The organism is Pseudoalteromonas sp. SG45-2 (genome assembly GCF_014164115.1).
GTDB lineage: Bacteria > Pseudomonadota > Gammaproteobacteria > Enterobacterales > Alteromonadaceae > Pseudoalteromonas > Pseudoalteromonas distincta.
Window position 1 is genome coordinate 58271 of record NZ_JACJEO010000001.1, and the last position, 16561, is coordinate 74831.

A 16561-nucleotide genomic window follows, 5' to 3' on the forward strand; every position below is an offset into this window, starting at 1 on the left:
GCGCTTTTCCCTTTTTTTATAGAAAGCGATTAAATTATGAAAAAAAAAATTCTCTTGTTAGGATTTTCAACAGCTTTTATTTCTCCTCTTGCTTCCGCAGATAACCAATTTCAAATATTTACTCATTTTGACGCAGAAATTTATACTGAAGCACAACCAGTACAAGCCTTTGTAGATGATTTTGATGCACCATTAAAGTCGGGTGACAGTGCATTTACCTATAATATTTTTGAAGTGGGTGTTGGCTACGGTAATTTTAAAGTGGGTTTACAAAGTCGTTATGACTATGTTCTTAACTTTGATCCTGATACAGCTAAATATACTCATACCGAAAAGAATGACTTAGAGTTTGAAGATAGATTTTATACCTATTACCTCGATGCTAAACAAGCAACGTCTAATGGTGTATTCGTATCTTATGATTTTAAATTTTTAGATAAAAATGCATTAACAATAACACCTAAGCTTTCTGTTTTTGCCAGCTCACACTATCAAGATGCGACAGTAAATGGTGAAATTTTTAGTGATGAAGTTGAAGGTGCTGTAACTGTCGATTACAACTTTTCAAAAGATATTTTATTTAAAGAATTTACACCTTCACAAAAGCCTGAAGGGCTAGGCTATAGCCTAGATATTTTTGCCGATTGGCAAGTAAATGATGAGCTTAAAGTTGGTTTTAGCGTAAAAGATTTGCTCTATAAAACTCAGTACGAAGACAGTGGCTCTGTAAAGGGTCAAACGACTGAAATTCCATTTAGCGAAGATGACAACGGCGATATTATTACTCAGCCAACAGTTTCATTAAAAACATCTGCATTTGGAAATACGGTATCTCATGATTTCGAAATGGAAATGCGACTACAAGCATTTGCCGATTACAGAATAAACGACCGATTTTCGACTCAGTTAACTTTAAAACGTTACGATAAAGACACGTTTAGCCAATTAAAAGGCCGTATTCACTTTTGGGATCATTGGCGAGTACAAGCAGGCTACGAAACAAAAAGCGAAGCATTTTTAGTTGGTATAGAAAACGAATATTTTGGTCTTAATTTACAAACTGATAGCCTAGATTTAGATAAAGCCTATTATGCGAATGTGAATTGGTACGTGAACATTAAGTTTTAAGGAATGAAGATGTTAAAACAAATTATACCTTTAGGGGTCGCTATTGCATTGGCAGGTTGTGGCTCTTCATCAGACAGTGACAGTTCAGAATCTGTTGCAGTGAGTGAAATTGCTACATCTTCTTCTGTGAGTTTTTATGTATCTAATTGGCAATCACCACAGGGCACGCTTAATGTTTTAGATAGCGATGGGGTGGTGCAAGAATCAATTGAAGTCGAAAACATCAATACTGCGAGTGTAAGTGTAACTCCACTTACTTTTAATAGTTTTGAGTTTATACCTAGCGATACAGCTCTACCTTGTCCGCGATTTACAGGGTGTGGCAGAACTGTGCGTGGTGATGTAAATGACTTAAACGCAAACCGGTTAATTGACTACCAAGAATTGACAACCGTTACCCTTAATTACAAAGCGGATGCATTTAGTGCACCGGGTGTAAATAAGGTTTATTTATCGCCATTGAGTAAAGCAATTACAGAAGAAGGCTTTAGTGCTACACAGGCGAGTTTATCAGCCACGCCTTTTTATCATTTAACGCACAGTAATTTAAATGCAAGTGTTGAAGCAGAAATGGTGACAAATGCCTTCACCTACGCGGCAATTTTAGCTGGTGTTGCTGATAGTTCGTTTAGTGTTGAAAGTGCTTTTAATGCATTTACTAACTTGGAGACTGACCAGCAAGCTTGGCAAGATTACAGCGACTTAGCAGCGCAGTATGTTACAGACAACTTATTTAGCGACCAAGGTAATGCTTTGCTGAAAAATGTAGCTGGTCAAGTTAAGCAAACGATTGCAAGTGTAACTACATTTGCAAATTGGCAGGCTCGCTCAGCAGAAGTGCAAAGCTTAGACTCAAGAGAGTTACTTGTTGATACGCGAAATATAATTGGTGTTGCAAGACTTCAAGAAAAAAGCTATTCAGATGAATTAGACGCAAAATTTACTGAGCTTGAAGGTGCGTTTGATGAAGATACACAAAGAACCCTTGATGCACTTAGTAATGCTTTAAACGAAGTTATCACAAATTATTCACCACTAGCTGATGGCTCTACACCATCAGGGCAATATAAGCTTCGTGATTTAGATATTGATTACAACCAATCACCTTATACTTGGGCTATTACTGGCACATATGATGAGTTACCTATAACCATTGATTTATCAATTCCAACTTTCAGAGTAAGTGGTGTATTAGGAAATAAAATCGAAGGTGTAATGAGCGCAACGGTCACAAATGGTACTACGGTATTAAGTGTGGATGTAAGTGAGTTGCTGATTGAGTTTGATGGCATAGATGCTCAAAGTGAATTAAACCCAGAAGCCGATACGGGTATTACACAGGTAACGACCAACGTAATTATCAATAAAGCAGCGGGTAAACTCGAAGGTGATTTATCAGTAAACTTAAATCGTTTTGTTAATTCACTAGGTGAGGAGTCAACCACGTTATCTACTTTTGATTTTAATGGTGATTACGTAAGTGACATTCAAAGCACTGCATTTCATATCACAGCAGTAGAGGCTTCGCCTTTTGTTGGTGAAGATAATGACGATTTAGCATTTACTTTTGAATTAGATTTTCCATTGAGTGGTGCAAGCGATTTTAAATTTGCGTACGTAGGCGATGTGGAAAACTTATCAGAACTTACTTCTACAGATATATTTGTTAGCATACAAAATCGCGCGTTAGATTTACGTATTCGTGATGTTAGTGGCAACATTAATCTAATAGCGAAAGGCGAAAATGGACGTTGGTTAGATGTAAAGCAAAAGGGCCGTAATTACAGTGGCGGTTTATATTTTGGTGATACTATACTAGCTGATGTTACTGCGGTACGTGGTATTCCTGGTGTTTTATTTCCTAATGGTGAGTTTGAGTCGTTATTTTAACCATTAGATTAAATAATTAAAAACTCAGCATATGCCTTACAGCTCAGCGCTTTTTGCGATGAGTGAAGTGTTTTTATAACTATTCGAAATCCGGTATTAGTTTTCTAGTATCGGATTTTTTAATGTTTGTTATATTAGTTAAATGCGCCTGAATCGAGGTAGCTGCCAATCCCGAGTGTAAACATCCATAGCCCCCATAAGCTGTGTTCAATAACACATACGACCGTTGAGCGGCTTTGTGCGTAGGTATACGCAAACAGTAAACCGCCCAAAAAGGCTAAGGCTACTGCAATCCAATTTGCATACACAATATGCGCCAGCGCAAATACACTCGCACTGACTACAATACGCACTGCTTTTTTTGGCATGATGCGTTTATAACGATGAAAAAAATACGTTCGGAATATTAATTCTTGAGGAATAACCGACAGTATTGGATACAGCACCAGCAGTAAAAGCCAATCATTAAACGAGTTACGGGGAAGGGTAAACCAGTTGCCTTGATGAATAATCCCGTAAAACATGCCTGAGAACAGCGCACCTAAAAAAAAGAAGCTAAACACACGCCTTTTAACAGCAGAAAATTGCCCAAGGCTTGTGAGTCTAAACCGTTTAAAATGGGGATCGCCTAGTAGCAACATACAACACACACTCATAAGTATAATAAGCGCAGGGATAAGCCAATTAGCTAAATGCTCGCGTAATCCAAAACCCAACAAGGGCAGCAATATAAAAATGAGGGTAAATTCAAACCAGCGGTATTGATTAGCGTTCAAGGTCGTCTCAACTTGCTTTTTTTAATAAGCTAACAAGCTAAGACGACACTTTTATGACGAGGGGGCTTACTTTGCTGTTTCCTCTTCATCAGGGAGGTATTTGTACAAGGCAATAATGGTGGCAAAAATGCTTACAAAAGTAATACCCATTAAACCAAACACTTTAAAGTTAACCCAAAAATCGAGCGAAAAATTGTATGCAATATAAATGTTTAGTGCCGCTATACCAGCAGTTATAACAACCCACATTAAGTTAAGCTTATCCCATAATGGTTCTGGGACAACAATGGCTTGTTTTGTATCATTAGCGTTTTCGAGGATTGAGCTAAGCGCTTTTTTAACGAGATTTTTATTAAGTACATAACGGCTAACAAGTAACGTTAAACTTAAACCTGCATATATCAGTGTTGCTTTCCATTTAATGTATTGCTCATCATGAAGTACCAGCGTTAGCGTACCAAACACGGCAGCAATGCCAAAAAATATCCAATGACGAGTAGGTACATTGCCATGTTTAAAGTAGCTATAAGCAACTTGAATAAGCGTAGTGGCCATCAATAAACCGGTAGCCCAATAAATATCGACGAGTTTAAACACTGCAAAAAACAGTATGAGTGGAATGTATTCAATTAATGCGTGCATAGTCTACCTAAATTATACAAAAAAGAGTCAAAGGCTTTTTACCACATAAAGCTTAGCAACTACAAGGTTGACTTGTTGCCCTGTAACCCTTAGCCTGCGTGGCTTTATTACCAATTTGGTTTGGTATTTTTCATATCATCATATTCCCACGCTTAACCAACACTGATTTGGCGTGTATTTAGGAGCCTAAAATGAATAAAGCAGAACTCGTTGCTGCCATTGCACACAAAAGTGAATTAACAAAAAAAGATTCTCAAGCGGCACTTTCAAGCTTGCAAAAAGTCATTACTAAATCGCTTTCTGAGGGCGATCAAGTTCAAATTAATGGCTTTGGTACCTTTGCGCTAAGTTATTACCCAGCGCGTACTGGGCGTAACCCACAAACAGGGGCTGCAATTGAAATAGAAGGCGCAAATAAAGCGGTTTTTAAACCAGCTAAGGCGTTAAAAGATCTGCTTTAAATAGCATTACTTAGCTTGGTCATTGATTGAGCTTTGCGTGGAGTTATTAAACATAAAATTATGGGCGTTGCCCATCACGACAACAAGTTGTGCGTCTACAAAATAAACATAATGCCGAGCGTTAGTTGTAGGCGTTGAGCTTGCTCACGCGAGAAGCGAAGCTTCTGTATTTAAATCACCAAGTAGCAAAGCTATGTCTGATCTATGTAGTTTTTTCATCCCTTCTAAATGATTTACATGGCATTATAAATTCCACTTAAATTAACTCCTTTATTTTCAATTGCTTGTTATCGGCACGCATCGTGCTTTTTTGATTGTGTATTTTAAATATACCTTTTAAGAAAATAAGGAGATCTCAATGAGTACATTACAAACAAGCACACGTTTACAAGGCAAAAAAATCGCAATTTTAGCCACTGATGGATTTGAGCAAAGTGAGCTTTTATCTCCACGCAGCGCATTACTTGATGCTGGTGCAAACATCGAAATAGTATCAATTAAAGAAGGCCAAATTACTGGCTGGGATGAAGACAAGTGGGGCGATAAAGTAACAGTAGATAAACTAGTTACAAACGCGGATCCTGCTGATTACGACGCGCTTATGCTTCCTGGTGGTTTATTTAATCCAGACAGTTTACGCCAAGATAAAGATGCTAAAGCATTTATTGATGGATTTTTTGGTGCAGAAAAAAACAAACCCGTTGCTGCTATTTGCCACGCACCGTGGTTGTTAGCTGAAATTAATAAATTGCGCGACCGCACTATTACTTCTTTTCCTAGTATTAAAAGCGATTTAATTAATGCAGGTGCTAATTGGGTTGATCAAGAAGTATGTGTAGACCAAGGTTTGGTAACAAGCCGAAGCCCAGCTGATTTAGAAGCATTTAATGCTAAGTTTATTGAAGAGATTTTAGAGGGTAAACACCAAGCTCACTAATTTGTTTTTCAAAAACAAAAAAGGGCATTTAAATGCCCTTTTTTAATGCCTAAATTTACACTTTTTATAATGCGGTTGCCGCTTTCATTTCACTAACAAATGCTTTTAACTGCGTTGTCATTGCGTCTAAATCGTTAAGGTTAGCTTCAATAATTTTAACTACAGCAGAGCCTGAAATAGCACCTGCTGCGCCTGCATTAAGTGCCGCTTTTACATCATCTGGCGTTGAAATACCAAATCCTAAAAGAGCAGGAGCTGCATGGTATTCTTTTAATTTAGTAACAATATTACCCGCTGGCATTTGTGCTTTTGTATCGGTACCGGTAACACCTGCGCGCGATAGTAAATACGTATAACCACGACCGTAAGAGGCGCATTGGCGAAGTGTGTCGTCATCCGCATTAGGTGTTGCTATAAAAATTGGGTCTACACCGTTATCCATTGCTGACTTTCTAAATATTTTAGATTCATGCAGAGGCACGTCAGCCACTAAAATAGAGTCTACACCTACCGCTTTTGCATCTTTATAAAATGCTTCTATGCCGCGCTTAAAAACTAGGTTTGAGTAAAGCAATAATCCAATTGGAATATCGGCGTTATACTCGCGTATCTCTTTAATAACATCAAAGCAATCTTGCGTGTTAATGTGCATATCAAGTGCGCGAATATTAGCTTTTTGAATTACAGGACCATCCGCAATCGGATCAGAAAACGGAATACCAAGCTCAAGTGCATCAGCGCCGCCGTCAATTAGGCTTTTAATAATCGCAACACTTTGCTCTTTACCTGGATCGCCAATTGTTACAAATGGTACAAACGCACCTTGTTTTTTCTCGTTAAGCGCTGCAAACATTTTGCCGTAACGATCCGTTTTTACTTGGCTCATAGCTGACCTCTTTCAGATAGTACATTGTGAACGTGTGCTAAATCTTTATCGCCACGACCACTTAAATTAATAACTAAAACGCTTTCCTCGGTTTGCTCTTCTGCATACTTAAGTGCATAAGCAAGCGCATGGCTTGATTCAAGCGCCGGAATGATCCCTTCGTTTTTAGCAAGTGATTGAAACGCATCAAGCGCTTCTGTATCTGTGATACCCACGTATTGCGCTCGACCGGTTTCGTGTAAAAATGCGTGCTGAGGACCAACCGCAGGGTAATCAAGACCCGCTGATACAGAGTAAGACTCTTCAATTTGGCCATCGTCGTTTTGCATAATGTACGTGTAAGTACCGTGTAATATACCTTTAGTGCCTTTACAAATTGTTGCACCGTGCTCATTTGTATCAAGCCCTTTCCCAGCAGGCTCAACACCAATTAATTTAACGCCTGGCTCGTCAATAAAGTCGGTGAACATACCAATTGCGTTTGAACCACCACCAACACAGGCAATTACAGCGTCAGGTAAACGACCTTCGGCTTTAAGTACTTGTTGTTTAGCTTCTTCACCAATAACTTTTTGATACTCACGTACAATTGTTGGGAATGGGTGAGGACCAGCAGCTGTGCCTAGTAGGTAGTGCGCGTCTTGATAATTAGCTGACCAGTCACGCAGGGCTTCATTTACTGCATCTTTTAATGTGCCAGAACCCGCTGTTACCGGAATAACCTCTGCGCCCATTAACTTCATTCTAAATACGTTTGGTTGCTGACGTTCAACGTCTTTTGCGCCCATATAAATTCGACATTTTAAACCCAGTAATGCACATGCAAGCGCGGTTGCAACGCCGTGTTGGCCTGCGCCTGTTTCAGCAATTACTTGTTTTTTACCCATGCGCTTAGTAAGTAACGCTTGGCCAAGTACTTGGTTGGTTTTATGTGCGCCGCCGTGTAATAAGTCTTCACGCTTTAGATACAGTTTTACTTTTGGGTTTTTAACTAAATTGCGCGTTAAAGTAAGTGGGGTAGGACGACCCGCATACTCGTTTAATAATTTACTTAGCTCAGCCTGAAACTCAGGATCTTTTTGTGCTTTGTTAAATTCGTTTTCTAACTGCTTAAGCGCAGGGACAAGTAACTCGGGTACAAACATACCGCCAAACTCGCCAAAATAAGCTGGATTTTGCATTTTAACCTCAATAATTTCTGATGCTTGTAAAAGCATTATGTAATTTGTTAGGGCACTTTTTACCCGCAGATTCTTCAACGCCTGAGTTTAAATCAAGGCCTAAGGCACCTTTAAAAAGCGCATCTTTAATATTGTCTGGATTTAAGCCTCCAGCGAGCATAAACGGAGTGGTTGCATCATGAAGCACCGACCAATCAAATGCTTTACCTGTACCGCCAGCTTGTGTATCGCTGTGTGTATCGTAAAGGTGTCGGTCAACGCCATTTACAGGTGTTGGCAATGCATCTTTTATTGCTTGGGCTTTCCAAATCTCGCAGCCGGTAGGTAACTGTGTACGCAACTGAGCGATGTAATCGTCACTTTCTTGACCATGTAATTGAACTGCCGCCAATTTTAGCACACTTGCGTATTGAGCAACTTGATCAATTGGGGCATCTACAAACACACCCACAAAATTAAGCGGGGCACTTTGGCTAAGCTCTTTTGCGCAATCTAAATCAACATAGCGTGGCGATTTAGGATGAAAAATTAAACCACCATAAACAGCACCGTTTTGATATGCCGCTTGTGCATCTTTGGTACGTGTTAAACCACATACTTTATTGTCACCTAAAATAACACGGCGACATGCTTGCTCTAAATCACGCTCGCCCATAAGTGAGCTGCCAATTAAAAAACCATCGCATAATGGAGCTAAACGTTTTACGTCTTGATGGGTGTAAATACCCGATTCCGAAATAACCACTTTATCAGCCGGAATAAGTTTGCGTAGCTTTTCGGTAGTGGCTAAATCGGTGCTTAAATCGCGTAAATCACGGTTATTAATACCAATAATTTGTGCATCAAGCGCAAGTGCACGGTGTACTTCTTCTTCATTACTTACTTCGGTTAATACCGACATGTTCAGAGAATCGGCAACTGCGTGCAGTGCTTTATAGCTTTCGTCATCGAGTACTGAAAGCATCAGTAATATAGCGTCACCGCCATAAATACGCGCCATATACACTTGGTACTCATCTATAAAAAAGTCTTTACAGATAAGCGGTTGTTCTACTTGGCTGCGCACAAATTCAAGATAGTCAAAACTGCCTTGAAAATATTTAGCATCAGTTAACACGCTCATGCAGGTAGCGTATTTTTTATAAACCGATGTGATTTCGGTTAAATCAAATGGCTCTCTAATTAGCCCTTTTGAAGGCGATGCTTTTTTACACTCTAAAATAAACTGTGTGCCTGGGGCGGCTAATGCTTTGTAAAAACTACGGCTTGTAGGCACTGCAAGGTGTTTAAAGCTTTCAAGCGGGCGTGCGGCTTTACGCTCAATTAGTTCTAATTTTTTATCAGCAACAATTTTGTCTAATACATTAGCCATTACTTACCTCAATAATTGCATTTAGTGTGTTCATGGCTTGCCCTGAACTTAATAATGTTTGTACTTGCTTTGCCCCTTCTTTTAACGTTTCTGCTTTACCTGTTAGGTATAAAAGGGCAGCTACGTTAACCACAATGGCAGCATTATGTGCATCTGTGCCTTTGCCTTGTAAGATGGCAAGGCTAGCATTTGCGTTGTATTGTGGGCCTTCACCAGCGAGTTGTTCAAGTGAATAGTTTGCAAGGTCAAAGTCGCTTGGGTTTAGTGTGTACTGTGTAAGCTCGCCATTATTCAGCTCAACTACCGTTGTTGGACCGTGTAGAGCTATTTCGTCAGTGCCCGAGCCGTGAACAATCATAGCGCGCTTTGTGCCAAGGGTTTTAAGTGTTTGTGCCATTGGCATACATAACGCTTCGTTGTACACACCTAACAATTGCACATCAGGTGCTGCTGGGTTAGCAAGCGGGCCTAAAATATTAAAAATAGTGCGTGTTTTAAGCGCTGTACGCACGCCCATCGCATGGCGTACGCCACTGTGATAGTGCGGTGCAAACAAAAAGGTAAAATTGGTTTGCTCAAGGCATTTTGCTGCCTGCTCTGGGCTCATATCTATATTAATGCCCAGCGCTTTTAGTAAGTCGGCAGAGCCTGAATTACTCGATACACTGCGATTACCATGTTTTACCATGTTAATGCCGGCAGCAGCGGCAACTATGGCTGCTGTTGTGCTTATATTTATTGTGTTTGAACCATCGCCGCCAGTGCCACAGCTATCAGCAAGTTGTGTACTGCTGGTAGTAAAAGCAACAGCGTTTTCGCGCATTGAGGCTGCAGCACCTGCTATTTCATCGCTTACTTCGCCTTTAATTTTAAGGCTTATTAGTAGGGCGGTTAGCTCAATCTCGCTCATGTTACCTTGCATTATTTCATCAAACAGTGCTTTGGCGTCTGCATAGCTTAATGATTGCCCTGTAATTAGTTGTTCAATAGCGTGTTGAACATTTATGGGTTGTTCTGGTTGTGTACTCATAATGTCCTCTATTATTTGGCACGTGTTAAGTAAGCGACACTTTGCTGAAGTAGCATTGCGCCGTTTGGCGTCAGTATTGATTCTGGATGAAATTGATAACCCAATGCATTGTCATCATGATGATAAATAGCCATAGGGATATCTTCATACTGGGCAATAACCTTTATATTACCAGGCACTTTTGTTGCCATTAATGAATGGTAACGTGCTACAGGCATTGTATTGCCCATACCATCAAATACAGGATGTTCGCCTAAATTAATAATTGAAGACTTACCATGTACGGTTTCACCCGCGTGACCGATTACTCCGCCATAGCTTTGTGTTAACGCTTGTTGGCCTAAACAAATGCCTAGCATTGGGAAGTGGCCTTTAGAGAGCTCAATAAGCTCCATTAAACAGCCTGCATCGCTTGGTGTTCCAGGGCCAGGCGAAAGTACTAATAGTACTTGTCCTTGCTCTTGGCGCATTTTATTAAAAATAACCTCAGCGCTAATGTTGTTTCTGTAAACAACCAGTTCGCAGCCAAGCATCGTCAGCTCATCAACAAGGTTGTATGTAAATGAGTCAAAGTTATCTAAAAAATAGATTTTGATAGGATTTACTTTGCTCATTTTATACCGCCTTATACGTAGATTTTATGGCGGTGATAACCGCTTGTGCTTTAGCGCGAGTTTCGTTTGCTTCTGAAATAGGATCTGAGTCAAACACCACACCGGCACCGGCTTGCACATACGCTTTGTTATTTTTAACAAAAGCTGAGCGAATAACAATACAACTATCCATTGCGCCATCACCAGTTAAGTAACCTACTGCGCCGCCATAACTGCCACGGCGCTTACCTTCTGTTTGACGAACAAGCTCAGCAGCACGAACCTTTGGTGCACCAACAAGCGTGCCCATGTTCATACATGCTTGGTAAGCGTGCAGTGCATCAAGCTCGGGTTTTAGTGTACCAACAACGCGTGACACCAAATGCATTACTTGTGAATAGCGGTCTACTTTTAATAGCTCTTTAGCAAAACGAGTACCTGCAACACTAATACGTGCTACGTCGTTACGGGCTAAATCAACCAGCATTAAATGCTCGGCGCGCTCTTTTTGATCGTTTCTTAGTTCAAGCTCAATACGGCTATCTAGGTCTGGGTTTATTTGCCCATTAGCAAATTTACCACGCGGGCGAGTCCCCGCAATTGGGTATACTTCTACTTGCTTATTACTTACGTCGTACTTAAGGGCCGACTCAGGAGACGCGCCAAATAATGCAAAGTCTTCATCGCGCATATAAAACATGTAAGGGCTTGGGTTTTGCTTTTTAAGCTGACTATACGCATGTAAAGAATCAGGGCAAGGTAGTGAAAATGTACGCGACGGCACTACCTGAAAAATATCACCATCTACAATGTTCTTTTTAAGCTTAACAACTTGCTCGCAATACGTTTCGTCGCTTATATCAACGCTTACTTCACATTCGCCACTTTGCATATCCGCACTAAATTCTGCTGCGTTATCGCACAGCGTATTTAACCGCTCAAGCTCTTTACCTACTTCAAAACAGTTAGCGTGTACGTCTGGGCCGTTAAATACATTACCAATGAGTTCGGTTGTTTGCTTTTGATGATCAATAACAACTAACGTTTCAGCTAAATAAAATACGTAATCTGGGCAGGTGTTTTCGCCATCAGGTACATCACTTAATTGCTCAAAGTTTGCCACCATATCGTAGGCAAACACACCGCCTAAAAATACCGAAAACGGATTTTCGGTAGTGCTTTGAATGCTGTTAATACAGGTACGAAGAGCGCTGAAGGCGTTATCGGCAACAAGCTTACTTGCTTCGTCTATATCGCTGCTGGTGTCTTGGTAGTTAAGTGTAAGCGTTGTGTCGTTTAATTGTGAATCACAGCTCTTAACATTTGCTTGTAAGTAGCTTAATAATTGCTTGCCGTTATTAGATTGTGCGCTAACAGTTACCGTTTTACCCTTACATACAATGCGCAGGGCGCTATCAACTAAAATTAAACTTTTTACACTGTCTTTAGAATCAATCTCAGCCGATTCAAGCAGTAGTGAGTTAGGCTTATCAAGTGCCGCGTATAATGCAAGAGGGCTACTAATATAGTCGCGTACTTGCGTAATGCTTGTTACTTCGCCTGGTGTGGTAGTTATATGACTAAAAATCAAACCTCATTCCCTCAAAAAATTAAACCCCGCAGTGCTTTTGCAATGCGGGGTTTGAATAACGATATCTAAATTACAAACAGATCATTACCGTCCCGCTATATCAGGCGCCACCACCAACGATGTGTAAGAGTAAGACCGTTATTCATGTTTTTCTGCCTCAAAATTTATTAAATATTTTTAACGTATATGTTTCGTAAAATTTAGTTATAAAAAAACCCGCATAGTTGCGGGTTTTGAATTTTTGCTAGACACGACAATTCATCACCCGAAAATTACGAGTGCCACCACCAAATAGTGTTTAAGTTTGAATTGATCATTATTGTTAATTCTTAATGTGTCTGAAAGTGGCTACAGTAAAACGTATCTTATGCTTTTGTGTCAAGTGTTTATTTAAAACAATTTAGTCAAAAAAGTTGTTATACTTACATAAACACCAGTAACCCTTAATTTTAAGCAGTTTTCTTTTGATAAAATATGATTTACATAGCCATACCACACATTCAGACGGGCGTTTAACGGTTGAAGAATTATTGCATCGCGCTGTTGATAAAAATATTGATGTGTTTGCTATTACCGATCATGACACTGTGGCGGCTATTAAGCCTGCTCAGCAATTTATTGAAGCAGAAAACTTACCGCTTTCATTAATAACGGGTACCGAAGTGTCTACCAAATGGGAAAGCTTCGAAATTCATATTGTAGGTTTAAATATTGATATTAATAATATTGACCTTACTTCTTTATTAACTGCTCAGCAGCAAAAGCGAGAAGAGCGTGCACTAGAAATTGGCGCACGCCTTGCAAAAAATGGCTTTGATGGCATTTACGAGCAAGCTAAAGAGCTGGCAAAAGACGCGCAAATTACGCGCGCACATTTTGCACGCGCTCTTATCGAGCGCGGTGTAGCTAAAAATTTCCCGGGTGTTTTTAAAAAGTACTTAGGGCGCGGCAAAACAGGCTATGTACCTAGTTGCTGGTGCACCATGCAAACCGCTGTAGAGGCAATACATGCTGCTGGTGGTGTTGCTGTACTTGCGCACCCAAGTAGCTATCAAATGTCAAACAAGTGGCTACGCAAATTATTAGTAGAATTTAAAAGTGTAGGAGGAGACGCAATGGAAGTTGCACAACCTCAACAGGCGCCAAGCGAACGTCAATTTTTAGGTGAACTCAGCCGTGAGTACGAACTACTTTGCTCGCAAGGGTCTGATTTTCATTTTCCGACAAGCTATTTAGAGCTTGGCAAAAATTTATACTTACCGAAAGACTGCCAAGGTGTTTGGCAAGTTTGGGAAGGACAAGAAGGGGCATTAACATGAGTCAATTATTCCATATTCATCCTGATAACCCGCAACCAAGACTGATTAGTCAAGCCGTTGATATTATTAAACAAGGCGGCGTTGTTGTTTACCCAACAGATTCGGGCTATGCCATTGGCTGTAACATTGGTAATAAGCAAGCCAAAGAGCGCATAGAGCGTATTCGTGGTATTGAAAAAAACGATAATTTTACGCTAGTTTGCCGTGATTTATCGGAGCTATCTACTTATGCACGTGTAGATAACCAGCTATTTAGATTAATTAAAAATAATACGCCAGGGCCTTATACCTTTATTTTTAAAGGCACAAAAGAAGTCCCTAAGCGTTTATTAAACGACAAGAAAAAAACCATTGGCATGCGTGTAATTGAACACCCAATTGCTTGTGCGTTACTTGCCGAACTTGGCGAGCCATTAATGTCGTGTTCTTTAATTTTACCCGGGCAGCAGTTTACTGAATCTGATCCGGATGAAATATTAGAGCGATTAGATAAACACGTTGATTTAATTATTCACGGTGGCCATTTAGCCGAGCAAGCAACCACAGTAATCGACTTGTCGGAAGATGAAGTTAAAATATTGCGTGTTGGTTGTGGTGATACAAGCCCGTTTGAGTAATAACAAGTGAGCGAAAGTAATGCTGATACAAAAAGTAGTGAAAAGCCAGTGCAGCATAAGCTGCCACTGGCTTTTTTGCATGGTAAAGCGGTTGTAGATAAACCAGAAGACTTATATATTCCGCCCGATGCGCTCGAAATAATATTAGAAACCTTTGAAGGCCCGCTCGATTTACTGCTTTATTTAATTAAAAAGCATAAGCTTGATGTGCTCGATCTTTCTATTTTTAGTATTACAGAGCAGTATGTAAGTTACGTTGAAATGATGACCGAGTTTCAACTCGAACTTGCCGGCGAATATTTAGTAATGGCTGCGTTACTTGCACAAATTAAGTCGCGCTTATTACTCCCTGTTCACGAAGAGCTTGAAGAGGAAGAAGACCCTCGCGCTGAGCTTATTAAACGCCTGCAAGAATATGAGTTATTTAAAAAAGCCGCCGAAAACCTCGATGATATCCCCCGTGTTGGGCGTGATATTTTTATAGCGCATGCCGCTATGCCAATAAATGAAGACACAAGTCATAACCTCCCTGATATTGAACTTAAAGACTTAATGCTGGCGTTGAGTGATGTTATGGCGCGAGCAAAAACGTTTGAACATCATCAAATTACTGCTGAAGTACTCTCAACCCGAGAGAGAATGAGCCAAATATTACAACAGCTATCGAAAGCAAATTCAGCAGTGGTATTTAATGCGCTTTTTACGCCTGATGAAGGGCGTAGTGGTGTTGTGGTTAGTTTTATAGCCATGCTAGAGCTCATTAAAGAAGGACTTGTTACTTGTTTGCAAGTAAGCCCAGAGAGCTTAATTTATGTCAGCTTGAGCGAGCAATCCACCCTATAAACTTATCTGTTTAATCCTCAACTTTTAAAAACTGACTTTAATTATCAAAGTTCTGTGCGTATACGCACGTAAAGTGTTTGTAAATGTTATTTTCATTTACGGCTATGCGCTATATTGTAACGTCATAGCATTATAGGACGTTACACATGTTTAAAAATACACCTTCATCTTACGGACTTGTCGCCATTATTTTACATTGGCTCATGGCGTTGACTATTTTTGGCCTGTTTGGTTTAGGTTTATATATGGTTGAGCTTACTTATTATGATAGCTGGTATAAAGGCTCGCTCGATTTACATAAAAGCATTGGTATTACACTTGTGGCCGTATTTTTATTTAGAACTTTATGGCGTGCTTTATCTACACAACCTAAACCATTAGGTGAAAGTAAAGGCATGAACCAATTAGCACATACTGCGCATATTGCTATGTATATTATTTTGGCCGTTATAGTTGTTGCAGGGTATTTAATATCAACCGCAGACGGACGTCCAATAGAAGTGTTTACCTTATTTAACGTATCAGCGCTTGATTTTACATTTGATGACCAAGCCGATATTGCAGGAAAAGTACATTATTATGGCGCGTGCACATTAATCGGGTTTGCAGTATTGCATGCACTAGGGGCGTTAAAACATCACTTTATCGATAAAGATAAAACCTTAATCAGAATGATCAAACCATTAAAGGATGATTAAAATGAAAAAATTATTAGTAAGCACAGCCGTTTCGGCTGCAATGATGTTATCGGCAACAGCCGCTAATGCAGCTGATTATGTAATTGATACGAAAGGCGGGCACGCATCTGTTAACTTTAAAATTAAACACTTAGGTTACAGCTGGTTATATGGTCGTTTTAATACTTTTGACGGCACATTTAGTTACGATGCTAAAAATCCTGATGCATCAAAAATTATGGTAAATATTGACACCACAAGCCTTGATTCTAACCATGCAGAGCGTGATAAGCACCTACATGGTAAAGATTTTTTAAATGTGGATAAATACCCAAAAGCGACATTTAAAAGCACCAGCATTAAATTTGATGAAGATGGTGAAGAGGCCGACGTAACCGGCGAATTTACGCTGCATGGCGTAACTAAAACTATTACCTTTGAAATAGATAAAGTGGGTGAAGGTAAAGATCCGTGGGGTGGATACCGCGTAGGTTTTGAAGGCGAAACCAGCCTTAAACTTACCGACTACGGTATTGATTACAACTTAGGGCCTGCATCTACTCATGTTGATATTATTTTATCAATAGAAGGCGTTCGTAAGTAATACAGTTATTGAAT

Annotated in this window: 17 protein-coding genes; 9 read left to right on the forward strand and 8 right to left on the reverse strand. The window is 39.9% G+C overall.

What is annotated here, in order from left to right; genetic code table 11:
* The first annotated feature begins 36 nt into the window (after window positions 1–36).
* Both H5116_RS00250 and H5116_RS00255 read left to right on the forward strand, forming a co-directional pair.
* Entirely contained in the window at window positions 37–1128 is a 1092-nt protein-coding gene (locus tag H5116_RS00250; RefSeq protein ID WP_039489982.1) for a hypothetical protein, read from the forward strand.
* 9 nt (window positions 1129–1137) lie between these two features.
* Window positions 1138–3018, forward strand: a complete 1881-nt coding sequence (locus H5116_RS00255) for a hypothetical protein (RefSeq protein ID WP_182715307.1) — start codon at window positions 1138–1140, stop codon at window positions 3016–3018.
* A gap of 134 nt (window positions 3019–3152) precedes the next feature.
* Here H5116_RS00255 and H5116_RS00260 read toward each other — a convergent pair whose 3' ends face one another.
* Together H5116_RS00260 and H5116_RS00265 are read right to left on the reverse strand one after the other, a co-directional pair.
* Window positions 3153–3794, reverse strand: a complete 642-nt coding sequence (locus tag H5116_RS00260; protein ID WP_002961594.1) for a CPBP family intramembrane glutamic endopeptidase — start codon at window positions 3792–3794, stop codon at window positions 3153–3155.
* Window positions 3795–3860: 66 nt separating this feature from the next.
* Complete coding sequence (locus H5116_RS00265) at window positions 3861–4436, reverse strand: inner membrane-spanning protein YciB (RefSeq protein ID WP_033028426.1); 576 nt, start codon at window positions 4434–4436, stop codon at window positions 3861–3863.
* A 191-nt stretch (window positions 4437–4627) separates the two neighbouring features.
* Between H5116_RS00265 and H5116_RS00270 the strand changes: the two genes are divergently transcribed.
* Window positions 4628–4897, forward strand: a complete 270-nt coding sequence (locus H5116_RS00270; protein ID WP_007375441.1) for an HU family DNA-binding protein — start codon at window positions 4628–4630, stop codon at window positions 4895–4897.
* Between the two features lie 358 nt (window positions 4898–5255).
* Window positions 5256–5834, forward strand: a complete 579-nt coding sequence (locus tag H5116_RS00275; protein ID WP_024595007.1) for a type 1 glutamine amidotransferase domain-containing protein — start codon at window positions 5256–5258, stop codon at window positions 5832–5834.
* A gap of 64 nt (window positions 5835–5898) precedes the next feature.
* On the opposite strand, the gene trpA is transcribed toward H5116_RS00275, so the two are convergent.
* From trpA to H5116_RS00305, 6 genes are read right to left on the reverse strand one after another with little or no spacing between them, the layout of a single operon-like run.
* The gene (gene trpA / locus H5116_RS00280) at window positions 5899–6720 is read right to left on the reverse strand and encodes a tryptophan synthase subunit alpha (RefSeq protein ID WP_182715308.1); all 822 of its coding nucleotides are present in this window, start codon (window positions 6718–6720) and stop codon (window positions 5899–5901) included.
* On the reverse strand, window positions 6717–7901 hold the full coding sequence (gene trpB, locus H5116_RS00285; RefSeq protein ID WP_002961582.1) for a tryptophan synthase subunit beta: 1185 nt from the start codon (window positions 7899–7901) through the stop codon (window positions 6717–6719). The genes trpA and trpB overlap by 4 nt, the downstream gene beginning before the upstream one ends.
* Window positions 7902–7908: 7 nt before the next feature.
* Entirely contained in the window at window positions 7909–9273 is a 1365-nt protein-coding gene (gene trpCF / locus H5116_RS00290) for a bifunctional indole-3-glycerol-phosphate synthase TrpC/phosphoribosylanthranilate isomerase TrpF (RefSeq protein WP_182715309.1), read from the reverse strand.
* The gene (gene trpD / locus H5116_RS00295) at window positions 9266–10303 is read right to left on the reverse strand and encodes an anthranilate phosphoribosyltransferase (protein ID WP_002961580.1); all 1038 of its coding nucleotides are present in this window, start codon (window positions 10301–10303) and stop codon (window positions 9266–9268) included. Before trpD ends, trpCF begins: the two co-directional genes overlap by 8 nt.
* A gap of 11 nt (window positions 10304–10314) precedes the next feature.
* Window positions 10315–10917 (reverse strand): aminodeoxychorismate/anthranilate synthase component II, encoded by a 603-nt coding sequence (locus H5116_RS00300; protein ID WP_182715310.1) that lies wholly within the window; start codon window positions 10915–10917, stop codon window positions 10315–10317.
* A gap of 1 nt (window position 10918) precedes the next feature.
* Window positions 10919–12487: an anthranilate synthase component 1 gene (locus H5116_RS00305; protein ID WP_182715311.1), complete on the reverse strand. Its 1569-nt coding sequence runs from the start codon at window positions 12485–12487 to the stop codon at window positions 10919–10921.
* Between the two features lie 464 nt (window positions 12488–12951).
* Between H5116_RS00305 and rnm the strand changes: the two genes are divergently transcribed.
* The 5 genes from rnm to H5116_RS00330 all read left to right on the forward strand — a co-directional run bounded on the left by rnm (window position 12952) and on the right by H5116_RS00330 (window position 16547).
* On the forward strand, window positions 12952–13806 hold the full coding sequence (gene rnm, locus H5116_RS00310) for an RNase RNM (RefSeq protein ID WP_138488940.1): 855 nt from the start codon (window positions 12952–12954) through the stop codon (window positions 13804–13806).
* Window positions 13803–14423 carry an L-threonylcarbamoyladenylate synthase gene (locus H5116_RS00315; RefSeq protein WP_002961576.1) on the forward strand — a complete coding sequence of 207 codons (621 nt, stop codon included), beginning with the start codon at window positions 13803–13805 and terminating at the stop codon, window positions 14421–14423. The genes rnm and H5116_RS00315 overlap by 4 nt, the downstream gene beginning before the upstream one ends.
* A gap of 6 nt (window positions 14424–14429) precedes the next feature.
* Complete coding sequence (locus H5116_RS00320) at window positions 14430–15266, forward strand: ScpA family protein (protein ID WP_182715312.1); 837 nt, start codon at window positions 14430–14432, stop codon at window positions 15264–15266.
* Window positions 15267–15412: 146 nt separating this feature from the next.
* Window positions 15413–15964, forward strand: a complete 552-nt coding sequence (locus H5116_RS00325; protein WP_182715313.1) for a cytochrome b — start codon at window positions 15413–15415, stop codon at window positions 15962–15964.
* 1 nt (window position 15965) lies between these two features.
* Window positions 15966–16547, forward strand: a complete 582-nt coding sequence (locus H5116_RS00330; RefSeq protein WP_039489966.1) for a YceI family protein — start codon at window positions 15966–15968, stop codon at window positions 16545–16547.
* Window positions 16548–16561: the final 14 nt, after the last annotated feature.